Raw genomic sequence first — 22,642 nt, 5'->3', positions numbered from 1 at the left:
GCCGTCCGGTAGGGCTGCTCAGCCGGTGTAGACGGTGCCGGCGATGCCGGCGCTGACCGGTGCGGCCAGCAGCGTCAGCACCGACGCCACGTCCTCGGGGTGACCCAGGGCCGCCTCGATGCGGGCCACCTGGCCGCCGTCGGTGCCGTTGGCCCGCGCCTCGTCCAGCGACCGCCGCATCAGCGGTGTGTCGATGTCGCCCGGACAGAGCGTGTGCACCCGGATCCCGCGTGGACCGAGCTGGCGGGCCAGTGTCAACGCCAGGCCGTGCAGTCCTCCCTTGCTCGCGCCGTAGGGTACCGACCCGCTTCCGGCGAGTACGCCCGCCTTCGACCCGACCAGGACGAGGACCCCGTCACCGCCGGTCAGGTGCCGTACCGCGTGTTTGGCGACCAGGAACGGGCCGGTGAGGTTGACGGCGATCACCTGGTGCCACAGCTGCTCCGACAGGTCGGCGACGTCGGTGCCCTGCCCGCGCATGATGCCCGCGACGTGCAGGACCGCGTCGACTCCGCCGAGGTCGACGGCGGCGGCGTCGAGCGCCTCGGCGACCTGCGCCTCGACCGTGACGTCGACGGCGTGGGCGCAGGCGCGCACCCCGACGGCGCGGGCCTGCTCGGCGGCGCCCGCCGCACCCCCGGCGTCGGCGTCGAGCACCGCCACCGCCGCACCGGCGGCAGCGGCGGCCCGGACGGTGGCCAGGCCGATGCCGGAGGCACCGCCGACGACGACCACCCGGCGGTCGGCCAGCAGACCGGCCGCCGGGGTGCCGCCGGTCACCGTCGAACCGTCCGGCGGACCGCCTCGACGACGTGCGCCGCCTCGGGCACGACGGCCTTCTGCAACGCGGGGGCCGCCGGCATCGGCACGTCCGGGGTGGCCACCCGGGCCACCGGGGCCCGCAGGTCGGCGAAGCACTCGTCGGCCGCCCGGGCGGCGATCTCCGCGCCGAACCCCCCGGTCAGGTTCGCCTCGTGGGCGACGACCAACCGGCCGGTGCGGGCCACCGACGCGCCGACGGTGTCGAAGTCGAGGGGGTTGAGCCACCGCAGGTCGATCACCTCGGTCTCGATGCCCTCCTCGGCGAGCGTCCCGGCCGCCGCGAGGGCCGCCGGGACCATCCGGGACCAGGCCACCACCGTCGCGTCGGCGCCCTCCCGGACCACCCGGGCACCGCCGACCGGCTCGACCGGCGCGTCGGTGCGGACCGGACCCTTCGTCGGGTAGAGCATCCGGGCCTCCGCGACCACCACCGGGTCGTCGCTGGTCACCGCCGTGCGCAACATCTGGTACGCGTCGTCGGGGGTGGACGGCAGGGCCACCCGCAGCCCCGGGGTGTGCGCGAAGTACGCCTCGGGTGAGTGCGAGTGCTGGGCGCAGGCACCCGGGGAGTAGCCCTGCTGCATCCGGATCACCAGCGGGGCCTTCCACCGGCCGCCGCTGGAGTAGCGGATGGTGGCGATCTGGTTGACGATCTGGTCCATCGCCACGAATGAGAAGTCGGCGTACATGATCTCGGCGATCGGCCGCAGTCCGGTCATCGCCGACCCGAGCGCCATGCCGAGGAACCCGGTCTCGGAGATCGGGGTGTCGAAGATCCGGTCCGAGCCGAACCGCTTGTGCAGCCCCTTGGTGGCCCCGAACGGCCCCCCGGGGAGGGCGACGTCCTCACCGAAGTAGACGGTGTCGGTCCGGGTGTCCAGTGCCCAGGTCAGGGCCGCGTTGACGGCCTGGATGTAGCGCAACGACTCAGACATAGACGTGCTCCTTGACGGTCGCCGGGTCCGGGTACGGCACCTCGCGGGCGGCGGTGACGGCGGCCTCCACCTCGGCTTCCACCTCGGCGTCGACGGCGTCGAGTCGGGCGGTCAGGTCGGCGTCGGCGGCGGCGCGGATCCGGGCCAGCGGCTCCCGTTCGCGGGCCGAGGCGATCTCACCGGCCGGTCGGTAGTGCTGCACGTCCCCGCTGTAGTGGCCGACCAGGCGCTCGGTCATGGCCTCCACGATGGAGGGCCCGGAGCCCTCCCGGGCCCGGGTGACCGCCTCGGTGAGGGCGTCGGCGACCGCGTCGGCGTCGTTGCCGTCGACGACCCGGCCGGGGATGCCGTAGCCGGCAGCCCGCTCGGCGAGCTGACGGATGCGGACCATGTCCTCGATCCGGGACATCTCCGAGTACACGTTGTTCTCCACGACCACCACCAGCGGCAGGTCGAGGACGGCGGCCAGGTTGATCGCCTCGTGGACGTTGCCCTGGTTCATCGCGCCGTCACCGATGCTGACCACGGAGACCGCACCGCTGCCGGTGCGCTGCGCGGTGAGCGCGGCCCCGGTGGCGATCGGGACCCCGGCACCCACGATGGAGTTCTCCCCCATGAACCACCGGCTCGGGTCGGACAGGTAGGGCGAGGCGGCCCGGCCCCCGTTGACAGCCGAGTCGCGCCCCATCATCTCGGCGAACAGCCCGGTCATGTCCACGCCCCGGGCCAACGCCCACCCGTGCCCGCGGTAGGTCGCGGTGACGTGGTCGCCGTCGCGCAGCGCGCGGGCGGCCCCGACCGGGACGGCCTCCTGGCCGTTGCACAGGTGGATCGAGCCCGGGATCTCGCCGTCGTCCTTGAGGGCGGCCAGCCGCTCCTCGAACCGGCGGATCCGGGCCATCGCCCGGTAGTCGTCCGGCAGACCCATCACACCCCCAGTGAAGATTTAGAGCCCTATTCTGGCTCGTTCGGATTGGAGCCTAGACCAGGGACATCATGCTATGGAAGAGTGAAGGAGCAAGTTTGTGGCCGTTATAGGGCTCTAATTTGGGGGCAGCATGGAGATCACCGCCGTCGAGTCGGTGGTACGCGGCGACGCGCACTTCGTCGCGGTACACACCTCGGCCGGGCTGGTCGGCGTCGGCCAGTCCGGCTGCTGGGGATATCCCGGCGCGGTGCACGCGGTCGTGGAGACCTTCCGGCCCTACCTGCTCGGTGCCGACCCGAACCGGATCGAGCACCACTGGCACCACCTCTACCGGATGGGTCCGTTCCGGGGGTCCGTCCTGACCGCCGCCGTCTCCGCGATCGACCTGGCCCTGTGGGACCTGCTCGGCAAGCGCCTCGAGGTGCCGGTCTGGCAGCTGCTCGGCGGGCGGGTCCGGGACCGGATCCGACTGCACCTGCTGCTGCCCGGCACCGGCGCCGAGGCCCTGGCCGCCCAGGCCACCGCCGCCGTCGCCGACGGGTTCACCGCCGTGAAGTTCGACCCGCTGCCCGCCGACTACGGCGACCTGTCGCTGGCCCGCCTGGTCACCGAGACCGAGGCCACCACCGCCGCCGTACGGGAGGCGGTCGGCCCGGACGTGGACCTGCTCATCGAGCTGCACCGGAAGCTGACCCCGTTGCAGGCCGAGTCGGTCGTGCCGGCGGTCGGCCGGCTGCTGCCGCTGATGGTCGAGGACGCCGTCCAGATCGACAGCGTCAGCAGCCAGGCCGCCGTCGCCCGCCGGGCCCTCGGCGTCCCGATGGCCAACGGGGAACGACTGCACACCATCTGGGAGTTCAAGGAGCTGCTCGCCCAGGGCGGCGCCCAGTACGTCCGCCCCGACCTCGGGCTGGCCGGTGGGATCAGCCACGCCCGCAAGATCGCCGCCCTGGCCGAGTCCCACCACGCCGCGGTGGTCAGTCACAACTGTCTCGGCCCGCTGCTCACCATGGCCTCGGTGCACCTCGACGCGGCGATCCCGAACTTCGTCACCCAGGAGTACTCCCCCCTCGACGACGCCCTCGCCGACGGCCCGGCCCGGCCCTGCGTCCGCCGCGACGGCGGATACCTGCCCGTCCCCACCGAGCCCGGACTCGGCGTCACCCTCGACCTCACCGACGAGACTCCCCTCGACCTGAGCGGCCGCCCGCTCCACCGGATCCCCCTGCGCGCCGACGGGTCCGTCGCCTACGCCGTCTGACACCGCGTGGAGGAGGGGCCTCCCGTCGACGGGAGGCCCCTCCTCGCGCTAGGCCGGGCGGCCCGGGTGGTGGAAGACCGGGTACGCCCACAGTGGCTCGCCGTCGGCGTCGGCGATCTCGGCGAAGAGGTGCGCCAGCGAGGCCGTCCACCGGGCCTGCACCTCGGCGTCGCCGGTGACCCGGCTGGCGTGGTCGAAGCCCCACCGGGTCCGCAGCACGCAGATCAGCAGCAGCTCGTGCCGGTAGATGGTGTAGTCGTACACGCCGGCCTCGTCGAGTAGGTCGAGCAGCTCCGGCCAGACCTCGGCGTGCCGGCGCTCGTACTCGGCCTCGGTCCCGGGCCGTAGCCGGTAGAGGTAGCACAGCTGCCGGCCCGGCCCCCGGGCCGGCGCCGCCTGCGACCCGGTGCCGGGGTCGGAGGCGGTGCCGGGGTCGACGGCCCGCGCGGGAGCCGGTTCGGGCCGGTCGACGGGGGACGTCACTTGCCGGAGCCGGCCAACGCGCCGGAGACGAGCTGACGTTGGAACACCAGGTAGATGACGAGCACCGGCAGCAGGGCCACGATCAGGCCGGCGCTGACCAGCGGCACCGACACGTCGTACTGGCCGCTGAGCATGGAGACCCCGACCATCAGGGTCTTGCTGTCCGAGCCGCCCATGATGACCAGCGGCAGGAGCAGGTCGTTCCACATCCAGACGAAGTTGAAGATGGCCAGGGCGGCCAGGGCCGGGGTGGCGATCGGGGCGAGCAGCCGGAACAGGATGGTGAAGTGTCCGGCCCCGTCGACCCGGGCCGCCTCGATCAGCTCGTCGGGCACCTGCTGGAAGTAGCCGGCGAGCTGGTACGTCCCCAGCGGCAGCCCGAACGCCGCGTACGCCAGGATCAGCCCCTGGTACTCGCCGGTCATCCCCAGGTCCAGCACCGTCTGGTACAGCGGGTAGATGATGGCCTGGCTGGGGATGGTCAGGGTGATGATGATCAGCAGGAAGACCACCTTGCCGCCCCGGAACCGCAGCTTCGTCACGGCGTACGCGACGAGCATCGCGGCCAGCACCGACAGGACCAGCCCACCCACGGTGGTGATGATCGAGTTGAGCAGGAGCCGGGGCATGTCCATCCGCTTGAACGCCTCGACGTAGTTCTCCAGGGTGATCCCGGAGGTCGGCAGCCCCAGCGGGTCCTGGGCGAACCCGTGCTGGGTCTTGAGCGAACTGACCACGGTGAACAGCAGCGGGTAGATCGCCGCCACCGCGACCACCACCAACGCGAAGGTCAACAGGTAGCGCCCGATCCGGGCGGATTGTCGCCGAGTCATCGCGGCTTCCGGGTCCCCTCTGTGAACATGTGCCGGACGCTGAAGATCGACAGCACGGCGACGAAGGCGAACAGGGCGATACCGATGGCCGAGCCGTACCCCCGGTCGAGGAACTGGAAGGTGGTCAGGAAGACCAGGTACTCCGGCAGCATCGTGGCGTTACCGGGACCACCCTGGGTGAGGGCGTAGATCAGCGGGAACAGCCAGATCAGCACCCCGGAGGCGCACAGGACGCTCCAGTACGCCACCGTCGGACGCAGCATCGGCACCACCACCGACAGCAGCCGCCGCCAGAACCCGGCCCCGTCGAGGTAGGCGGCCTCCAGCACCTCGTCGGGGATGGTGGCCAGCCCCGCCAGGTAGGTCATTACCCCGAGGCCGAAGAAGCTCCACAGGGCGACCGCGACCAGTGAGAACAACGCGCTGTTCTGCCCGTTGAGCCACTCGATGGCCAACGGTCGCAGCCCCACCGCCCGCAGCAGGGCGTTGATCGGTCCGTCCGGGGCGAGGATCTGCCGGAACATGATGCCGACCACGATGGGGGCGATGGTGTACGGAACGAAGTAGACGGCCCGGAAGAACGTCCACCCGGGCGCCCGCTGGTGGATCAGCACCGCCAGCACCAGGGGGAACACGACCCAGACCGGCAGGGTCGCCACGACCAGCAGGGCGTTGCGGAAGCTGGCCAGGACCACCGGGTCGTCGAACATCCGGGTGTAGTTGTCGAACCCGGCGAACGAGCTGTCGCCGAAGCCGCTGGACTGCTCGAAGCTGGTCACGACGCCCCGGGCGAGCGGCACCAGCTTGAAGGTGACGGCCAGGACCAACGCCGGCAGCACCATCAGGGCGCCGAACCACCACTCCCGGGCGTGGGTGGGCCGCCGGTTGCGTCGTACCGGCGGTGGGGTCGTCGCGGCGGCCGGCTCGGCGGCCTTCGCGGTGGAGATGCTCATCTGCTTGTCCTCCCCAGGGCTGACCGGGTGGGGTGACGCGGGGCCACCCCACCCGGTGCGACTAGTTGCCCTGCCGCTTCGTCGGGCTGCGCTCCAGCGCCTGCTGCATCTGGTCGGCCCACTTGTCCACGGTGAGCTGGCCGAGGGTCACCTGCTGCCAGCCCCGGGCCAGGGCGTCGGCCTCCGGGCCGGAGAGCATCACACCGGCGTGCAGGGTCGGCTCGGCGACCAGCTCCTGGATCTTCTTGAAGGCCGGCGACGACGGCAGCAACGACTGGTCGACAGTCGTGTTCAGCGGCTGACCCTTGGCGTGCTTGACCCAGAGTTCGCCGTTCTCCTTACCTGCCAGCCAGGTGATGAACTCCAGGCCGGCTTCCTTCTTGTCGCTCCACTGGGTCACCCCGTAGACGGCACCCTCGATGCCGGAGAACTTCTGCGCCAGCGGGGCGTCGGGGTTGATCGTCGGCCACCGGGTCACGCCGAGCTTGTCGTCACCGAGGGCCTTGCCGAAGGCCTCCCAGTTCACCGCGTCGGAGATGATCGTGCCGGCGAAGGCCGCGTCGCCGCGCTGGAAGATGTCGGCGCCGTCGGGGAGCATGGTGATCGACGGGGCGTTGCGGTTCGTCCAGCCCTTGGTCGTGATCTCGGCGAGCTTCTCCAGGGTCTGGACCAGCTTCGGGTCCTTCCAGGACAGGGTCCCGGCCAGCAGACCACGGATGTCGTCCTCGGTCAGGTAGTTGCGGGCGATCTCCGGGAAGTCCCAGTACGCCGGGAAGGTGCCGGACAGCCCCAGCGCCAGGCAGGTCTTGCCGGCCTTCTTCACCGCCTCGCAGGCCGCCCCGAACTCGTCCCAGGTGGCCGGCGGGGTCTCCGGGTCCAGCCCGGCGGCGGTCAGGACCTCCTTGTTGTAGTAGAGGACGTTGCCCTGGTAGGAGAAGGGCACCCCGAAACAGGCCTTGCTGGTGTCGAAGTCCTCGCAGGCCCCGCTGTAGGTGACCAGGTCCTTGTTGATCTCGGCGGCCCGGTCGCCCAACGGCACGTACGCGCCCCGCCTGTCGAACAGCTCCAGCCCGGCGTTGTTGGCCATCACGTCCGGCCCGGACTGGGAGGTGATGTACGGCCCCTGCACCTCGGGGTACTTGTCGAAGGGGACCGACTGCATCTCCAGCTTGATGTCCGGGTGACCGGCCTCGAAGGTGGACTTCACCTGCTGCCAGTACTCGGTGCCGCCCGGCTCCCAGGTGAGCACCTTGAGGGTGACCGGACCGTCGGAGGCACCGTCACCGCCACCGCACCCGGCGAGCGCCACGGCGGCGGCCACACCGGCGGCGAGGACGCCGGCCAATCTACGTCGAAACATCGGCGGAAGCTCCTGTCAGGAGAGGGGTTCGGGGGTGATCGGGAGGAGGGCGCCACCGGCGGCGGCGCTGTCGGTGACGGCAGTGGCGACCTGGACCACGTGCAGCCCGTCGGCGAGCGGGACGACCGCCGAGGGGTCGGTGCCGGTCACCTGACCGACGAAGTGGCGCAGCTCGGCGGCGAGGGCCCCGCCGCCGTCGACAGGCGACAGGAGCCAGTCCGGCGCCTCGGTCGACTCGGCCGCGACGAGCACGGCGGGGTGTCCGAGGTCGACGTGGGCGACGCCCTCGGTGCCGTAGACCTCGACCAGGTCCTGGGTGTGGTTGGGGGTGTGTTCGGGCAGGAGGTAGCTGTTGCGGATCGACGACACGACGTCGTTGGCGTGCCGAAGCTCCGCCCAGACCAGGACCGGCGCGGCCGGTCCGGGTCGGGTCCGGGCCGCCGCGCGGACCTCGACCACCGGGGACTGGGCGTACCAGATCGCCAGGTCGATGTCGTGCACGGCGGTGAGCAGGGCCGGGTGTTCGCCGGGGAAGAGCCGGCTGAGGGTGCGCGGCCGGTCCCGGCGGGACGAGACCGCCAGCACCTGACCGAGACGACCGGCGCGCACCGCGTCGTACAGGGCCCGGTGCGGGGCGCTGTGGCGCAGGATGTGCCCCGGCTGGCAGAGCACCCCGTGGGTCCGGGCGGCGGCGACGATCGCGGCGGCGTCGCGCACCGTCGCCGCGAGCGGTTTCTCCACGAGCACCGGTACGCCGGCGGCGAGGAGCCGCACCGCCACCGCCCGGTGGGCCGGACCGGGGACGCAGACCGACGCCGCCTGTGGGGCTCCGGCGGCGAGCAGGTCGTCGACGTCGGCGAAGGTCCGGGGGACGTCGTGTTCGGCGGCCACCCGTTCCCGGGTGGTCGGGTCCGGGTCGACGAGCGCCGTCACCGGCACCCCCAGCGACCGGTACGCGGCCACGTGGCGTACGCCGAAGGCCCCGGCCCCGATCACCGCCACCTCGGGTGGGGCGGTCACGCCGGCACCCCCGCCGTCGTCTGACCCGCCCCGGGCGGCACGGCGCCGAGTTCCCCGGTCGGCGTCGTCGGGTGTGCGGCGAGTCGGCCGTCGAGCACCGCCCGGGTGAGGCGGTCCAGGGCGCTCACCCCGACGGCGAGGCACCGCTCGTCCACGTCGAACGACCCGGAGTGCAGGGGCGCTCCGCCCCGGTCACCGGTGACGCCGAGCTTGACGTACAGGCTGGGGCCGAGCGCGCCGAGCAGGGCGAAGTCGTCGGTGGTCAGCGGCGGTACGGCCAGGTCGACCACCTCGACCAGGCCGGTCAGTTCGGTGTGGGCCAGGGCGACCAGGTCGGCCGCGTTGCGTACCGGCGGCATCTCGTTGGCCCAGGTGAACCGGATTCCGAGGTCGAGGGCGGCGGCCTGGTGGCGGGCGACCCGCTCGATGACCGTCTTGAGCCGCTCGCGGGTGCCCTCGTCGTGGGTGCGCAGCGTGCCGGTGGCCTCGGCGTAGCCGGCGACCTGGCTCTGGCTGGCACCCCCGGCGATGGTGCCGATGTTGAACGCGACCAGTTCGTCGGCGTTGCGGGACCGGGCCACCCCGGCGTGCAGCAGGTTGACGATGCCGCTGAGTCCGAGGATGGCGTCGCGGCCCAGCGCCGGGGTGGCGGCGTGGGCGGCCCGGCCGAGGACCTCGATCCGGAACGCGTCCTTGGCCGCCATCGCGGTGGCCCGGTCCACCCCGAGGGTGCCGACCGGCAGGTCAGGCCAGCAGTGCAGGCCGAGGACGGCGTCGTAGCGCCGCCCGCGCAGCGCGTCGTCGGCGAGGACGGCGGCGGCTCCGGAGGCCTCGCCGAAGGGGATCTCCTCGGCCGGTTGGAACAGGACGCCGACCGAGCCCCGGGGCGGCGGGTCGGCGGCGAGCCGGGCGGCCACCCCGTACGCGACGGTCATGTGCACGTCGTGTCCGCAGGCGTGGCAGACCCCGTCGTTCGTGGAGGCGTACGGCTCGGTCTTGGCGTCCTGGACGGGATAGGCATCCATATCGGCCCGAAGGAGGACCTTGGGTCCGGGATTGACGCCTTCCACCTCAAGGAGGAGGCCCGTACCGGCCATTCCGGTCTGGACCCGGCCGAACGGCCGAAGCCTGTCGGCCAACACCCGGGCCGTTTCGTGCTCCGTAAACCGCAGCTCGGGGTGGTGATGGAGCTGACGCCGCAGCCGCACCAGCTCATCGACCTCGTCGCTTCCCAGCGTCACCCGGCTCACCTCTCGCTCACGACCTGCAATCCGGACCTAATTGAGACAAGAACCTAAGTCAGGGGGGTGCCCACGTCAATAACCAGGCGAAAACTGGGTTATGGTCCGTGACCATGGAACGTGCTGACGCCCACCTGCACCTCTTCGCCGACGGGTATCCGGGCCGTTACGGCCGCTCCCCCGCCGGGGGTGAGGAGGTAGCGATTTATCAGGACATCCGACGCGAACACCGCATCGACCGGGCACTCGTCGTCGGCTACGAGGGCGAAGCGCGCTTCGTCGGCAACAACGACTACCTGGGCACCCTGGCCGCCGCGCACGACTGGATCGCCCCGGTCGCCTACGTCCCGTCGACCGGGGTTCCCGAACAGCGTCTACACCGGTGGTGGGCGGCCGGATTCGTGGGCGTCGCGGCGTACCCGACCGACCCCGACCGGGCGGACGAGTTCGCCGCCTGGCTCGACACCGTCGCACCCGTCCTCACCCGGACCCGCGCGGTGATCAGCCTGAACGCCACCCCGGCGGCGACCGGGCGGCTCGCCGACGCGCTCACCGCAGTGCCGGAGTGCCCGGTGCTCTTCAGTCACCTCGGGCTCCCCGGCACCCGGGCCACAGTGCCGTCCGGCGCGGACGCCGCCGAGGCGCTGGCCCCGCTGCTCGACCTGGCCCGACTCCCGCACGTCGGGGTGAAGGTCTCCGGCCTGTACGCGGTCGGCGACCCCGCCCACGCCTGGCCGCACGCGGCGGCCGCCCCGTACGTCGAGGTGCTCCTGGAACGGTTCGGCACCCGACGGCTCTACTGGGGGTCGGACTTCCCACCCAGCCTCGACCACGTCTCGTTCGCCCAGACCCTGGAACCGGTCGGGCTGGACGGGCTCTCCCCGTCCGAACGGGCCGACGTCTTCGGCGCGAACCTGCGCCGGGCACTGGGCGACTGACCCGTGTCGACCGGACGGCGGGCGGGTCCACCCCACCCGCCGTCGATGTCACCCTCAGGGCACCGTGACCCCGTACGCGGCGAGGATCTCGGTGATCGGCTGGTAGTACGTGGTCCCGCCGACGGTGCAGTTGCCGCTGCCGCCGGAGAGGATGCCGAGGATGGTGCCGGTCGAGGCGGCGTAGAGGGGGCCGCCGCTGTCGCCGGGTTCGGCGCAGATGTTGGTCCGGATCAGCCCGGAGACCGAGCCCTGGGCGTAGTTCACCGTCTGGTTGAGGGCGGTCACGGTGCCGCACCGGACCCCGGTGGTGGCACCGCTACGACACACCGCCTGCCCGACGGAGGGGTTGCCGACGTTGCCGATCGGCAGCAGACCCGGGTAGGTCCAGACCGCGCTGGGCCGGGGCAGGGTGCCGGTGTACTGGATCAGCCCGTAGTCGTTGCCGGGGAAGCTGCTGCCCACCCGGGGGCCGAGCGGGCTGGTCCGGGCACTGTCGGCGTACCAGGTGGCGGCCGAGGCGGTGCAGTGCCCGGCGGTGACGGCGTAGGAGGTGTTCCCCCGGCGGACGTTGGCCCCCAGGGAGCAGCGGCCGGTGCCGGCGTAGATCGCCTCACCCCCGGCGATCAGGGTGCGCAGCCGCCCCCGCTCGTGGCGCAGCACCGCCCCGGTCCGCTCGGCGGTGACCCGCAGCGCCGCCAGGTCGGCCTGGGCGACGGTGTCGTCGACGGTCAGGGTCATCCGGCCGGTGGCCGGGTCGAGGCCCCAGGCGGTGCCGGGGGTCCGGATCGCGGCGAGCGCCGTCGCCGCCGACGCGGGGTCGGGGGCCGACGGCGGCTGGGCGTGGGCTGTGCCCACCGGTGCGACCAGGAGCAGGACGAGGGTGGCGAGGGTGACGATCGGGTTGCGACGCATCCGGAACCTCCGCATCGACATCGGTAGATGTGCGTGCGGACAGCATCGTCCCCGGGGCGCCAAGATTTCAAGGCCCCGATCGCCCCGGCGGGCTCCGGACCCGGCCGCGTCCGGGACGGACCCCGCGACCCGCCTACCCCGACCGCCCCGGCGGGTCGGCCTCGGCGGGGCTCAGGAGCTCCCGCAGCAGGTGCGCGTCCGGGGCCGTCGCCGTCCAGAGGTCGGCGAGACCACCGGCGAGCGGCAGCCGGGCCACCGTGCCGTCGGGACGCACCCACGGGGGGCCGGCCACCCGACCCGGCCGGACCAGCAGCAGGGAACCGGTGGCCACGGCACCGCCGAGGACCGCCGCCCCGTCCCAGCCGGGCGCCGACGGCCCCACCGCCAACGACTGACGCAGCAGCGGCGCTCCGGCGTGGTCGACGTGGGTGTGCACCACGGCGTCGCCGGGCCGTTCGGCGTACCGGCCGCAGACCAGCTCGTCCCGCCAGGTCAGCACCGCCCCCTCGGCCGACTCCACCCACGACTCGGCGTGGTGTGCGCAACCGGCCGCCGCCACCGTCTGCTCCGGCAGCCAGTGCAGGGCGGCCCCGGCGTCCACCCGGGCCCGCACCAGCATCCGGGACCGACCGGCACCGGGGCGGCCGGGCAGGGCGACCGAGGCGGCGACGGTGTGCACCCGTACCGCCGCACCCGCCGTCACCTCGACCTCCAGCCGCAGGTCGTCACCGGCCAGCGGACCGGCCGCCGCGCCCACCACGTACACCTCGGCGACGCCGTCGCGGTGCCCGGTCTGACGCAGCAGCAACGGCGGTTCCCCGGCCAGCTCGGTGAGGCGGGTACCGCCCCGCCCGTCCGGCCGGGCCACCAGCCGGGCGACCGAGCGCATCAGCGCGGTGTGACAGCGACGGCCGGCGGCCCGGACCGGTGGTGGGCCAACTCGTGACGGATCCAGTTGGCGACCTGCCCGGCCTGCGGATCGGCGGTGATGGACAGGAACACCGTCGGCAGGTCCCCACGCCGGGCCCGGGCGTCGCGCTCCATGACCTGGAGGTCCGCGCCGACGAGCGGAGCCAGATCGGTCTTGTTGATCACCAAAAGGTCCGCGGCGGTCACCCCGGGGCCACCCTTGCGGGGCACCTTGTCCCCACCGGCGACGTCCACCACGAAGATCTGCCGGTCGACCAGCCCCCGGCTGAAGGTGGCGGTCAGGTTGTCCCCACCGCTCTCCACCAGGACCAGGTCCAACGGGCCGAACTCCTCGTCGAGTTCGTCCACCGCGTCGAGGTTCGCCCCGATGTCGTCGCGGATGGCGGTGTGCGGACAACAACCGGTCTCCACCGCCCGGATCCGGGCCGGATCGAGCACCCCGGCCCGCTTGAGGAAGTCCGCGTCCTCGGTGGTGTAGATGTCGTTGGTCACCACCCCGAGGCGCAGCTCGTCGGCGAAGACCCGACACAGCGCGGCGACCAGGGCGGTCTTGCCGGAGCCGACCGGCCCCCCGACACCCACCCGCAGCGCCCGGCCGGTGGCGGGCAGCGGCGGGTGCGGATCCACCCCGGGTTCGGGGTGGGTGTGCGGAACGGTCTCGTCGTGGTCGGGATTCTGTTCAGGACGCAAAGAGACGCACCTCCCAGGTGGCGTGGAGCTCGGCATGGATGTCGGTCAGCGGCGCGGCGGCGGCCGGGAGCCGCTCGGGGGGATCGTCGGCGGCCCGGGTCGCCTCGGCGGCGGTGGCGTCACAGGCACCGGCCAGGTCGACGAGGAGCACCTGCACCCGGTACGGGTCGAGGCCGAGCAGCCGGACACCGGCGCTGGCCGCCCCGGTCACCGTCTGGTACGCCACCACCGACGCGGTCTGCGCCCGGGTCGCCCCGGCGGCGGCACCGACCAGCCCCCACACCAGCGGTTGGTGCGGCCCCCCACCGGCGGTCGGCAGGTCGCCCCAGGGCGCCGACGGCCAGATGGACCGTCCGGCGCGCAGCAGCGCCCGCCCCTGACGGCGGGAGACCGACCGCAGCGCCACGGCGGCGGTACGCGCGTCCAGTTCGACGTCGAGCCGGGCCAACGTGCCCCGCCTGTCGGTCCCCGACCCGCACCGCCTGTCGGGATCCGACACGGGTCGGCCGGCGGACTCCGACTCGGGTCGGCCGGTGGGCTCCGACATGGGTCGGCCGGTGGGATCCGGGACCACGGCACGGTGGGCCGCCGCGGCGAACGCCGCCCCGACCAGCCCTGCGGTGGCCAGCCGCCCCCGCAGGAACCCCTCCAGGGTGGCCAGGTCACGGACCCGGCCCGCCTTCACCGCCGCCTCCAGCCCTCCGGAGTGGGCGTGGGCGCCCGCCGGGAACCGCCCGTCGGCCAGCAGCAGCACCATCGTCGACGGGGTCGTCACACCGGTCATCAGAACAGGAAGTAACGCTGGGCCATGGGCAGCTCCGACACCGGGTCCGGCTCCACCACCTCGCCGTCGATCCGGACCGTGAAGGTGTCCGGGTCGACCTCGATGCGGGGCATCGCCCCGTTGTTCGGCAGGTCGGCCTTACCCCGGGACCTGACGTCCGCCACCGGCACCACCAGACGCCGGACGTCCCACGACAGGCCCGCCTCCAACGCCGCCGGAGCCACGAAGGCGAGGCTGGTGGCGGCGGCAGGCACCGCACCGGCACCGAACATCGGACGCGGCAGCACCGGCTGCGGGGTGGGGATCGAGGCGTTCGCGTCCCCCATCTGCGCGTACGCGATCATGCCGCCCTTGAGCACCAGCGACGGGCGTACGCCGAAGAAGGCCGGATCCCAGAGCACCAGGTCGGCCAGCTTCCCCGGCTCGACGGAGCCGACCTCGGCCTCCAACCCGTTGGCCATCGCCGCGCAGATGGTGTACTTGGCGACGTACCGGCGGGCCCGGTGGTTGTCCGCCCGACCGTCGCCGGGCAGCGCCCCCACCCTGGCCTTCATCACGTGTGCGCTCTGCCAGGTCCGCAGGACCACCTCACCGATGCGACCCATCGCCTGCGAGTCGGACCCGATGATCGAGATCGCCCCCAGGTCGTGCAGGAGGTCCTCGGCGGCCATCGTGGACGGCCTGATCCGGCTCTCCGCGAACGCCAGGTCCTCCGGCACCGCCGGGTTGAGGTGGTGGCAGACCATCAGCATGTCGAGGTGCTCGGCGAGGGTGTTGCGGGTGTACGGACGGGTCGGGTTGGTCGACGACGGCAGGACGTTCGGCTCACCGGCCACCGTGATGATGTCCGGCGCGTGCCCGCCCCCCGCCCCCTCGGTGTGGTACGAGTGGATAGCCCGACCCGCGATCGCCCCCAGGGTGTCGGCGACGAACCCGGCCTCGTTGAGGGTGTCGGTGTGGATCGACACCTGGACCCCGGAGGCGTCGGCCACCCGCAGGCAGGCGTCGATCGCCGCCGGGGTGGTCCCCCAGTCCTCGTGCAGTTTGAACCCGCCCGCCCCGGCCCGCAACTGCTCCCACAGCGCCTCCGGGGAGACCGTGTTGCCCTTGCCGAGCAGGAGCACGTTGACCGGGTACGCGTCCAACGCCTCGTGCATCCGGGCCAGGTGCCACGCGTTCGGGGTGACGGTGGTGGCCCGGGTCCCCTCGGCCGGGCCGGTCCCGCCGCCGACCAGTGTGGTGACCCCACCCGCCAACGCCTCGTCGACGAGCTGCGGGCAGATGAAGTGCACGTGGGTGTCGACGGCACCCGCGGTCAGGATCCGTCCGTTGCCGGCGATGACCTCGGTGGCCGGGCCGATGACCAGGTCGGGGTGGACCCCGGGCATGGTGTCCGGGTTGCCGGCCCGACCGAGGGCGACGATCCGACCGTCGCGCAGTCCGACGTCCGCCTTCACGACCCCCCAGTGGTCGAGGATCACCGCGCCGGTGACGACGGTGTCCAGGGCACCCTCGGCGCGGGTGGCCCGGGACTGGCCCATCGACTCGCGGATCACCTTCCCGCCGCCGAAGACCACCTCGTCGCCGCCGACACAGTGGTCGGTCTCCACCTCGATCAGCAGGTTGGTGTCGGCCAGCCGGATCCGGTCGCCGGTGGTCGGGCCGTACAGGTCGGCGTAGCGGCGGCGGTCGACGAAGCTCACCGGACGTCCCCTTCCTCCGCGTCACCCGCGCCGGTGCGTCGTCCCCCGTCGGCGTCCAACGGCCCGGCGCACTCGCCGCGCAGACCGGGCACCACGCGGTCCCCGCCCAACGGGACCAGGTCGACGCGGCGACCGACGCCCGGCTCGAACCGCACCGACGTGCCCGCCGGTACGGCCAGCCGCTGCCCCCAGGCGGCGGTCCGGTCGAAGTCCAATGCCGGGTTGGTCTCGGCGAAGTGGTAGTGCGACCCGACCTGCACCGGCCGGTCGGCGGTGTTGACGACCAGCAGGGTGGTCACCGGCCGCCCCGCGTTGATCTCCACCGGCCCCTCGGCGGGCAGGATCTCCCCGGGGATCACGGGATCGGGTGGTGCACCGTCACCAGCTTGGTGCCGTCCGGGAACGTCGCCTCCACCTGCACCTCCTTCAGCAGCTCCGGGATGCCCTCCTGGACGTCCTCGCGGGTGAGCACCGTCCGCCCGGCGGCCATCAGGTCCACCACGGTCCGACCGTCCCGCGCGCCCTCCAGCAGGTACGCGGTGAGGACGGCCACGGCCTCCGGATAGTTGAGGCGCAGTCCACGCTCGCGGCGTCGACGGGCGACGTCTGCGGCGACGTGGACGAGCAGCCGTTCCTGCTCGTGCGGGGTGAGAAACACGGAGACTCCCGGCTCGACGGGCCCCGGCGGCGTGCGACACCCCCTCGCAGGGGCGGGACGGGACCGGCGGACTACACCAAACCGCTGGTCAGACCGTAGAGGATCACCTGTCGGAGGGGCAAGGTGCCGACCACCGTGTCGGTCACCCCTGCTACCGTCGCGCCCGCCGTTGCACCCCATCCGGAGGTCGTTGTGATCAGCTCTCACCTGACGTCGTTCGCGGGGGCACCCGTGGTGCCCTTCGATCCGGGAATGGCCCTGCCCGAGGAGCTGCCCCCCGTCGCCTGGCGACTGGAGATCGAGGACTTCGACGCCGAACCGGAGGTCTTCGCCGACCTCGTCGCCGCCTTCCGCCACGAGGTGCCCGCCGAGTCGGTCCGGGCCCTGGTGATCGGCGAGTGGGGAACGGCGTACGAGTCCGCCCTGCCGGTGGACCTCCTGGTCGAGGCGGCCACCGAGTGGACGGAGCTGCGTCACCTCTTCCTCGCCGACCTGATCAGTGAGCAGTGCGAGATCTCCTGGATCACCCACGACGACATCACCGGCGTCCTGCGGGCGTACCCGAAGCTGGAGACCCTGTGGGTGCGCGGCGGCAACGAACTGCGGATGGAACCGGTCCGCCACGAGGGGCTGCGGGAACTGGTGATCCAGACCGGCGGGCTGCCCGGCCACGTCTCCCGAGCGGTGGCCGCCAGCGACCTGCCCCACCTGCACCGCCTCGACCTGTGGCTCGGCCAGGAGGACTACGGCGGCGACACCACCCCTGCCGACCTCGCCGACCTGCTCGCCGGTGACCGGGTGCCGGCCCTGCGCCACCTGGCGATCTGCAACGCCGAGAACGCCGACGACATCGCCCGGGTGGTGGCCGACGCCCCGGTCGTCGCGCAGCTGGAGACCCTCGACCTCTCCAAGGGGGTCCTCACCGACACCGGCGGCGAGGCGCTGCTGGCCGGTCGGCCCCTGACCCACCTGAGCCGCCTCGACCTGAGCCACCACTTCCTCACCGAGGAGTGCGCCGCCCGGGTGGTCGCCGCCCTGCCGACCGTCGAGGTCGACGTCACCGACCCGCGGGAGGTCCACGTCTACGGTGACCGGCAGTACCGGTTCACCGCCGTCGGGGAGTGAGCCGACAGTGACAGGCGCCGCCCGCCAACGGGACGCACCGGCATGCACCTGACAGTCGTCGGCAACCCGGAGAACCGGCGGGTCACCCTGTTCACCGACGCCGTCCGGGCCGCCGGCCTGCCCACCCCGACCGTCCTGGCCTGGGCTGACCTGCTCACCGGGGCGGCCGGACCGCCCGGCCCCGACGCGACCGTCCGCATCGACTCCCCCGGTGAGAACCCCCGGGTGGACCGGCTGCTCCGCCGGGCGGCGACCCCGGCCCGCCACGGCGAACTGCTCGGACTGGCCGACACGTACGCGGGACTCGTCGACGGGGTGGGCCGGGTCGCCGACGGGGGCGCGGACCTGCTCAACGACCCGGCGGAGGTGGCGGTCCTCTGCGACAAGCGGCGCTGCCACGCCCGCCTGGCCGCCGCCGGGGTGCCGGTCCCGCCCGCACTCGGCCCGATCGACGGCTACGACCAGCTCCGGGCGGCGATGGACCAGGCCCGGTGGCGTCGGGTCTTCGTCAAACCCGCCCACGGGTCGTCGGCGGCCGGGGTGATCGCCCTGACCGTCGGCCCCCACCGGATCCAGGCGGTCACCCCGATCGAGGTGGCCCCGGACGGGCTGTTCAACTCGCTGCGGGTCCGCCGCTACGACGACGAGGCGACGGTCGCCGCCCTCGTCGACCGGCTCGCCCCGGAGGGGCTGCACGTGGAGCGGTGGCTCCCCAAGGTCGGGCTCGGGGACCGGGTGGTGGACCTGCGGGTGGTGGTGGTCGCCGGACGACCCACCCACGTCGTGGTCCGGGCCGCCCGGGGACCGTTGACCAACCTGCACCTGGGCAACGCCCGGGGGGACCTGGCCGAGCTGAGGGCCGCCGCCGGGCCGACCGCCTGGGCGGCGGCGATGCAGACCTGCGAACAGGTCGCCGGGTGTTTCCCCGGCAGCCTCCAGGTCGGGGTCGACCTGATGTTCCTGGTCGGGTGGCGACGGCACGCCGTGGCCGAGGTCAACGCCTTCGGCGACCTGCTGCCCGGGGTCCGCACCGACGGCCGGGACACCTACGCCGAGCAGGTCCACGCACTGACCACCGGCCGGTGGTCGCGGTGGCGGACGGCCGCCGGTCGGCCCGAGGCTGCGGGGACCGGGTCGGCGTCCGAGCGGGAGGTGGCCGGATGCGGAGTCTGATCGGCAGCCACGACCTGGCCCTGATCACACTGGACACGCTGCGCTACGACGTGGCGGCGGAACTGGCCTCGACCGGGCGTACCCCACGGCTGACCCGGGCGCTGCCCGGCGGCCGGTGGGAACGCCGCCACTCCCCCGCCAGCTTCACCTACGCCGCCCACCACGCCTTCTTCGCCGGTTTCCTGCCCACCCCGGACACCCCCGGCCACCACGACCGGCTCTACGCGGCGGCCTTCCCCGGCAGCGAGACCTCCGGCGCCGACACCTGGGTGTTCGATGCCCCCGACCTGCCCACCGCGCTCGCCGGGGTCGGATACCACACCCTCTGCCTCGGCGGGGTCGGGTTCTTCAACAGGCGTACCCCCCTCGGGGCGGTCCTGCCCGGACTGTTCGCCGAGGCCCACTGGGAGCCCGGGTTCGGGGTCACCGCCCCCGACTGCCTGGACGCCCAACTCGACAGGCTGACCGAGGTCCTGCCCGGCGTACCGGCCGACCGGCCGTTGTTCACGTTCCTCAACGTCGCCGCCATGCACCAGCCCAACCGGCACTACCTGCCGGGCGCGAGCGACGACGACAGGGCCAGCCACGCCGCCGCCCTGGAGTACGTCGACAGCCGGGTCGACAGGCTCTTCGCCCTGCTCACCAGCCGGGGCCGACCGGTGTTCACGATCATCTGCGCCGACCACGGCACCGCGTACGGAGAGGACGGACACGTCGGCCACCGCATCGGCCACGACGTGGTGTGGACAGTTCCGTACGCCCACTTCACCCTGCCTCCTGGAGAACGGTGACAAGCGACGACGACGCGCTGGACGGCTCGCCGTACCAGCAGTACCTCTACGCCTACCCGCACAAGACCTCCTACCGGGCGCTGCGCCCCCGCCCCGACCTGGCCGGGGTGTGGAGGGACGAGTCCCGCGACTCCCTCTTCCTCTACCTGCACATCCCCTACTGCGAGATGCGGTGCGGCTTCTGCAACCTGTTCACCCGCACCGGGGCCCCCGCCGACCAGGTCACCGCCTACCTCGGCCAGCTCCGTCGACAGGCCGAACAGGTCGCCGACGCCCTCGGGGACACCACCGGCTGGGCCCGGGTCGCCTTCGGCGGAGGCACCCCCACCTATCTCACCGCCGACGAGCTGACCGACCTGTTCGACATCACCACCGGCACCCTGGGAGCCCGACTGCCCGGTGTGCCCCTGTCGGTGGAGACCTCCCCCGCGACGGCCACCCCCGACCGGCTGGCCGTCCTCGCCGCCCACGGCGTCACCCGGGTCAGCATCGGGGTGCAGAGCTTCCTGGACGTCGAGGCCCGCGCCGCCGGTCGTCCCCAGCGGCGTACCGAGGTAGAGGCCGCCCTCACCGCGATCCGGGCCGCCGGTGTCCCGGTGCTCAACGTCGACCTGATCTACGGCATCGACGGACAGACCGCGGCGACCTGGGCGCAGAGCCTGCGGGCCGCCCTGGCCTGGCGCCCCGAGGAGCTGTACCTCTACCCCCTGTACGTGCGTCCCCTGACCGGGCTGGGTCGACGGTCCCACCGCCGGGCGGACTGGGACGCCGAGCGCCTGGCCCGCTACGAGGAGGCGGTCGACATCCTCACCACCGCCGGGTACCGACAGGAGTCGATGCGGCAGTTCCGCCGGGCCGACGTGCCCGCCCCAGACGGCCCGGACTACTGCTGCCAGGACGACGGGATGGTGGGGTTGGGCTGCGGGGCCCGTTCCTACACCACCGGGCTGCACTACTCCTTCGACTACGCGGTCGGCGTCACCGAGGTCCGGGCGGTCCTCGCCGACTACCTGGCCCGACCCGCCACCGACTTCCGGTACGCCGAGTTCGGGTACCGGCTCGACGAGACCGAGCAGCGACGACGGTGGCTGCTGAAGTCCCTGCTCCGCGCCGAGGGGGTGGAGCCCGTCGCCTACCGGGCCCGGTTCGGCACCGCACCCGCCGAGGACTTCCCCGACCTGTCCCACCTGGTCGAGCGGGGCTGGGCCACCGAGGGCGGGCTGCGGCTGACCCCGGCCGGGCTGGCCCGCTCCGACGCCGTCGGACCCTGGCTCACCTCCGAGGCGGTCCGGCACGCCATGCGGGGGTACGCGCTGCGGTGAACCTGACGATCCTCTACCGGGGACCTCTGGCCAGCTGCAACTACGACTGCCCCTACTGTCCCTTCGCGAAGCGGCACGACCCCCCGCAGCTGCTGGCCGCCGACCGGGCCGCCCTGACCCGGTTCACCGACTGGGTGACCGCCACCACCGACCTTCGGCTGTCGGTCCTGTTCACCCCCTGGGGTGAGGGGTTGACCCGCAGCTGGTACCGGAAGGCGATGGTGGAGCTGTCCCACCTGCCGCACCTCGACCGGGTGGTGATCCAGACCAACCTGGCGGCCCGGGTGGAATGGCTCGCCGAGGCCGCCCCGGACCGGGTGGCCCTGTGGAGCACCTACCACCCCGGGCAGGTCACCAGGGAGCAGTTCCTGGCCCGGTGCGCCCGCCTGGACGAGCTGGGGATCCGGTACTCGGTGGGGGTGGTGGGGCTGCCCGAGCACCTGGCCGAGGCCCGCGCCCTGCGGGCCGCCCTCCCCGAGTCGGTCTACCTGTGGGTCAACGCCGCCGAGGGGTTGACGTACGACCCCGCCGAGGAGTCGGTCTGGACGGCCCTGGACCCCCTGTTCGGGTACAGCGTCCGCCCGCATCCGTCGCTGGGGCGGCCCTGCCACGCCGGGGAGACCGCCGTCTCGGTGGCGGGCGACGGGACGGTACGCCGGTGCCACTTCCTGCCCGAGCCGATCGGGAACCTGTACGACGGGTCCTGGCGGGCCGCCCTGCGGTCCCGGGACTGCACCACTGCGGTCTGCGACTGCCACATCGGGTACGTCCACCTCAAGCCCCTGGGCCTGCGGGAGGTCTTCGCCGGTGGGGTCCTGGAACGCATCCCGGCCGTCTGGCCCGTCTCCGGGGCACCGGCTGCGGTCGGCCACCCGGCCCGGACCCTCCCGGTCGTCGCGATCGGTGCCGGGGTGTCCGGTCCCGGGGTGTCCCGCTGCGGGGTGTCCGGTCCTGGGGGCCGGTGCGGCGCGCCGGATCGGTCTACGGTGTGAGGACAGGTCAGGGGGTGGGGAACCGTGAGCAGGCTCCAGTACCAGTGCTCGATGTCCCTGGACGGGTTCATCGCCGGCCCCGGCGGGGACATGTCCTGGGCCACCCCGTACCTGACCGGAGACAGCGAGCTGACCGACGAGCTGGTTCCCCAGGTCGGATCGCTTCTCGTCGGCAACCGGACCTTCCGGGGTGACGACCCGAACCGGGGCACCGACCAGGAGGGCGCGTACGGCGGTCAGTGGTCCGGGCCGTGTGTCGTGCTCACCCACCACGCCCCGGCGGAGCCGGTGCCGGACGTGACGTTCTCCGACGACCTGGCCACCGCCGTGGCCACGGCCCGGGCGGCGGCCGGTGACCGGCTGGTGGCGGTCCTCGGGGCCGACGTCGCCCGGCAGTGCATCGAGGCCGGACTGCTCGACGAGATCCTGGTGACGATCGTGCCGGTCCTGCTCGGCGACGGGGTCCGCCTCTTCCATCGCCCCGACGGCGCGCCCGTCCCGCTCGACCTGGTCGAGCAGCGCGGCCGAACGTTCCTGCTGCGACTGCCCACACCGTGACCGCGACGGGCTGAACGGTCCGCGACAGCCCGCAACGGGCGGTACGCCGGTGGGCCGGGCGACGCCGACGGTCGGGCATTTTCGAACACGGAGAGTGACGCACCCCGGGTAGGTCCGGAGTTGTCGTACCCGTGTTTCATGATCCTTGTCGGCACGGCGGCGCCGGCTCGGGCCGGCGTCGGCACCAGCACGGTCGACGTCGGTATTTCGGCAGGTGGGAGGCACGAATG

Annotated in this window: 24 protein-coding genes; 8 read left to right on the top strand and 16 right to left on the bottom strand. The window is 73.0% G+C overall.

Features of this window, described 5'->3' with window-relative positions:
• Nucleotides 1-18: 18 nt before the first annotated feature.
• The 3 genes from WHN02_RS17660 to WHN02_RS17650 are packed head-to-tail and all read right to left on the bottom strand — an operon-like array spanning nt 19 to nt 2,685.
• Nucleotides 19-780 carry an SDR family NAD(P)-dependent oxidoreductase gene (locus WHN02_RS17660; RefSeq protein ID WP_434739833.1) on the bottom strand — a complete coding sequence of 254 codons (762 nt, stop codon included), beginning with the start codon at nt 778-780 and terminating at the stop codon, nt 19-21.
• Entirely contained in the window at nt 777-1,757 is a 981-nt protein-coding gene (locus WHN02_RS17655) for an alpha-ketoacid dehydrogenase subunit beta (RefSeq protein ID WP_434739832.1), read from the bottom strand. Before WHN02_RS17655 ends, WHN02_RS17660 begins: the two co-directional genes overlap by 4 nt.
• A complete protein-coding gene (locus WHN02_RS17650; RefSeq protein ID WP_434739831.1) occupies nt 1,750-2,685 on the bottom strand; it encodes a thiamine pyrophosphate-dependent dehydrogenase E1 component subunit alpha in 936 nt (311 codons plus the stop codon). Before WHN02_RS17650 ends, WHN02_RS17655 begins: the two co-directional genes overlap by 8 nt.
• A gap of 130 nt (nt 2,686-2,815) precedes the next feature.
• On the opposite strand from WHN02_RS17650, the gene WHN02_RS17645 reads away from it, so the two are divergent.
• Nucleotides 2,816-3,946, top strand: coding sequence for a mandelate racemase/muconate lactonizing enzyme family protein (locus WHN02_RS17645; protein WP_434739830.1), 1,131 nt, complete (start codon nt 2,816-2,818; stop codon nt 3,944-3,946).
• Nucleotides 3,947-3,994: 48 nt separating this feature from the next.
• Here WHN02_RS17645 and WHN02_RS17640 read toward each other — a convergent pair whose 3' ends face one another.
• The 6 genes from WHN02_RS17640 to WHN02_RS17615 form a co-directional block, all read right to left on the bottom strand.
• On the bottom strand, nt 3,995-4,429 hold the full coding sequence (locus WHN02_RS17640; RefSeq protein WP_434739829.1) for an L-rhamnose mutarotase: 435 nt from the start codon (nt 4,427-4,429) through the stop codon (nt 3,995-3,997).
• Entirely contained in the window at nt 4,426-5,262 is an 837-nt protein-coding gene (locus WHN02_RS17635; RefSeq protein ID WP_350900280.1) for a carbohydrate ABC transporter permease, read from the bottom strand. Before WHN02_RS17635 ends, WHN02_RS17640 begins: the two co-directional genes overlap by 4 nt.
• On the bottom strand, nt 5,259-6,215 hold the full coding sequence (locus WHN02_RS17630; RefSeq protein ID WP_434739828.1) for a carbohydrate ABC transporter permease: 957 nt from the start codon (nt 6,213-6,215) through the stop codon (nt 5,259-5,261). The genes WHN02_RS17635 and WHN02_RS17630 overlap by 4 nt, the downstream gene beginning before the upstream one ends.
• Nucleotides 6,216-6,276: 61 nt before the next feature.
• Nucleotides 6,277-7,575, bottom strand: coding sequence for an ABC transporter substrate-binding protein (locus WHN02_RS17625; protein WP_434739827.1), 1,299 nt, complete (start codon nt 7,573-7,575; stop codon nt 6,277-6,279).
• Between the two features lie 15 nt (nt 7,576-7,590).
• Nucleotides 7,591-8,595, bottom strand: a complete 1,005-nt coding sequence (locus WHN02_RS17620) for a Gfo/Idh/MocA family protein (RefSeq protein ID WP_434739826.1) — start codon at nt 8,593-8,595, stop codon at nt 7,591-7,593.
• Nucleotides 8,592-9,836, bottom strand: a complete 1,245-nt coding sequence (locus WHN02_RS17615) for a M20 metallopeptidase family protein (protein ID WP_434739825.1) — start codon at nt 9,834-9,836, stop codon at nt 8,592-8,594. Before WHN02_RS17615 ends, WHN02_RS17620 begins: the two co-directional genes overlap by 4 nt.
• A 113-nt stretch (nt 9,837-9,949) precedes the next feature.
• Here WHN02_RS17615 and WHN02_RS17610 point away from each other — a divergent pair, with 113 nt between their 5' ends.
• Nucleotides 9,950-10,774 (top strand): amidohydrolase family protein, encoded by an 825-nt coding sequence (locus tag WHN02_RS17610; protein ID WP_434739824.1) that lies wholly within the window; start codon nt 9,950-9,952, stop codon nt 10,772-10,774.
• Between the two features lie 54 nt (nt 10,775-10,828).
• Here the strand turns inward: WHN02_RS17610 and WHN02_RS17605 are convergent, their stop codons facing one another.
• The 7 genes from WHN02_RS17605 to WHN02_RS17575 all read right to left on the bottom strand — a co-directional run bounded on the left by WHN02_RS17605 (nt 10,829) and on the right by WHN02_RS17575 (nt 16,451).
• Complete coding sequence (locus tag WHN02_RS17605; protein ID WP_434739823.1) at nt 10,829-11,686, bottom strand: S1 family peptidase; 858 nt, start codon at nt 11,684-11,686, stop codon at nt 10,829-10,831.
• 133 nt (nt 11,687-11,819) lie between these two features.
• Entirely contained in the window at nt 11,820-12,575 is a 756-nt protein-coding gene (locus WHN02_RS17600) for an urease accessory protein UreD (protein ID WP_434739822.1), read from the bottom strand.
• A complete protein-coding gene (ureG, locus tag WHN02_RS17595) occupies nt 12,575-13,306 on the bottom strand; it encodes an urease accessory protein UreG (protein WP_434739821.1) in 732 nt (243 codons plus the stop codon). Before ureG ends, WHN02_RS17600 begins: the two co-directional genes overlap by 1 nt.
• Nucleotides 13,296-14,090 carry an urease accessory protein UreF gene (locus tag WHN02_RS17590; RefSeq protein WP_434739820.1) on the bottom strand — a complete coding sequence of 265 codons (795 nt, stop codon included), beginning with the start codon at nt 14,088-14,090 and terminating at the stop codon, nt 13,296-13,298. Before WHN02_RS17590 ends, ureG begins: the two co-directional genes overlap by 11 nt.
• Nucleotides 14,090-15,793, bottom strand: coding sequence for an urease subunit alpha (locus WHN02_RS17585; protein WP_434739819.1), 1,704 nt, complete (start codon nt 15,791-15,793; stop codon nt 14,090-14,092). The genes WHN02_RS17590 and WHN02_RS17585 overlap by 1 nt, the downstream gene beginning before the upstream one ends.
• Complete coding sequence (locus WHN02_RS17580) at nt 15,790-16,152, bottom strand: urease subunit beta (RefSeq protein WP_434739818.1); 363 nt, start codon at nt 16,150-16,152, stop codon at nt 15,790-15,792. Before WHN02_RS17580 ends, WHN02_RS17585 begins: the two co-directional genes overlap by 4 nt.
• On the bottom strand, nt 16,149-16,451 hold the full coding sequence (locus tag WHN02_RS17575) for an urease subunit gamma (protein WP_434739817.1): 303 nt from the start codon (nt 16,449-16,451) through the stop codon (nt 16,149-16,151). The genes WHN02_RS17580 and WHN02_RS17575 overlap by 4 nt, the downstream gene beginning before the upstream one ends.
• Before the next feature lie 192 nt (nt 16,452-16,643).
• On the opposite strand from WHN02_RS17575, the gene WHN02_RS17570 reads away from it, so the two are divergent.
• The 6 genes from WHN02_RS17570 to WHN02_RS17545 are packed head-to-tail and all read left to right on the top strand — an operon-like array spanning nt 16,644 to nt 22,412.
• Nucleotides 16,644-17,576: an STM4015 family protein gene (locus WHN02_RS17570; protein ID WP_434739816.1), complete on the top strand. Its 933-nt coding sequence runs from the start codon at nt 16,644-16,646 to the stop codon at nt 17,574-17,576.
• Between the two features lie 42 nt (nt 17,577-17,618).
• The gene (locus WHN02_RS17565) at nt 17,619-18,749 is read left to right on the top strand and encodes an STM4014 family protein (protein ID WP_434739815.1); all 1,131 of its coding nucleotides are present in this window, start codon (nt 17,619-17,621) and stop codon (nt 18,747-18,749) included.
• Complete coding sequence (locus tag WHN02_RS17560; RefSeq protein WP_434739814.1) at nt 18,737-19,540, top strand: STM4013/SEN3800 family hydrolase; 804 nt, start codon at nt 18,737-18,739, stop codon at nt 19,538-19,540. Before WHN02_RS17565 ends, WHN02_RS17560 begins: the two co-directional genes overlap by 13 nt.
• Complete coding sequence (locus tag WHN02_RS17555; RefSeq protein ID WP_434739813.1) at nt 19,537-20,862, top strand: STM4012 family radical SAM protein; 1,326 nt, start codon at nt 19,537-19,539, stop codon at nt 20,860-20,862. Before WHN02_RS17560 ends, WHN02_RS17555 begins: the two co-directional genes overlap by 4 nt.
• Nucleotides 20,859-21,854: an STM4011 family radical SAM protein gene (locus WHN02_RS17550; protein WP_434739812.1), complete on the top strand. Its 996-nt coding sequence runs from the start codon at nt 20,859-20,861 to the stop codon at nt 21,852-21,854. Before WHN02_RS17555 ends, WHN02_RS17550 begins: the two co-directional genes overlap by 4 nt.
• A gap of 24 nt (nt 21,855-21,878) precedes the next feature.
• On the top strand, nt 21,879-22,412 hold the full coding sequence (locus tag WHN02_RS17545) for a dihydrofolate reductase family protein (protein ID WP_434739811.1): 534 nt from the start codon (nt 21,879-21,881) through the stop codon (nt 22,410-22,412).
• Nucleotides 22,413-22,642: the final 230 nt, after the last annotated feature.

This window comes from Micromonospora sp. SH-82, assembly GCF_051132485.1.
GTDB lineage: Bacteria > Actinomycetota > Actinomycetes > Mycobacteriales > Micromonosporaceae > Micromonospora.
This window is presented reverse-complemented; position numbering and strand designations above follow the sequence as displayed.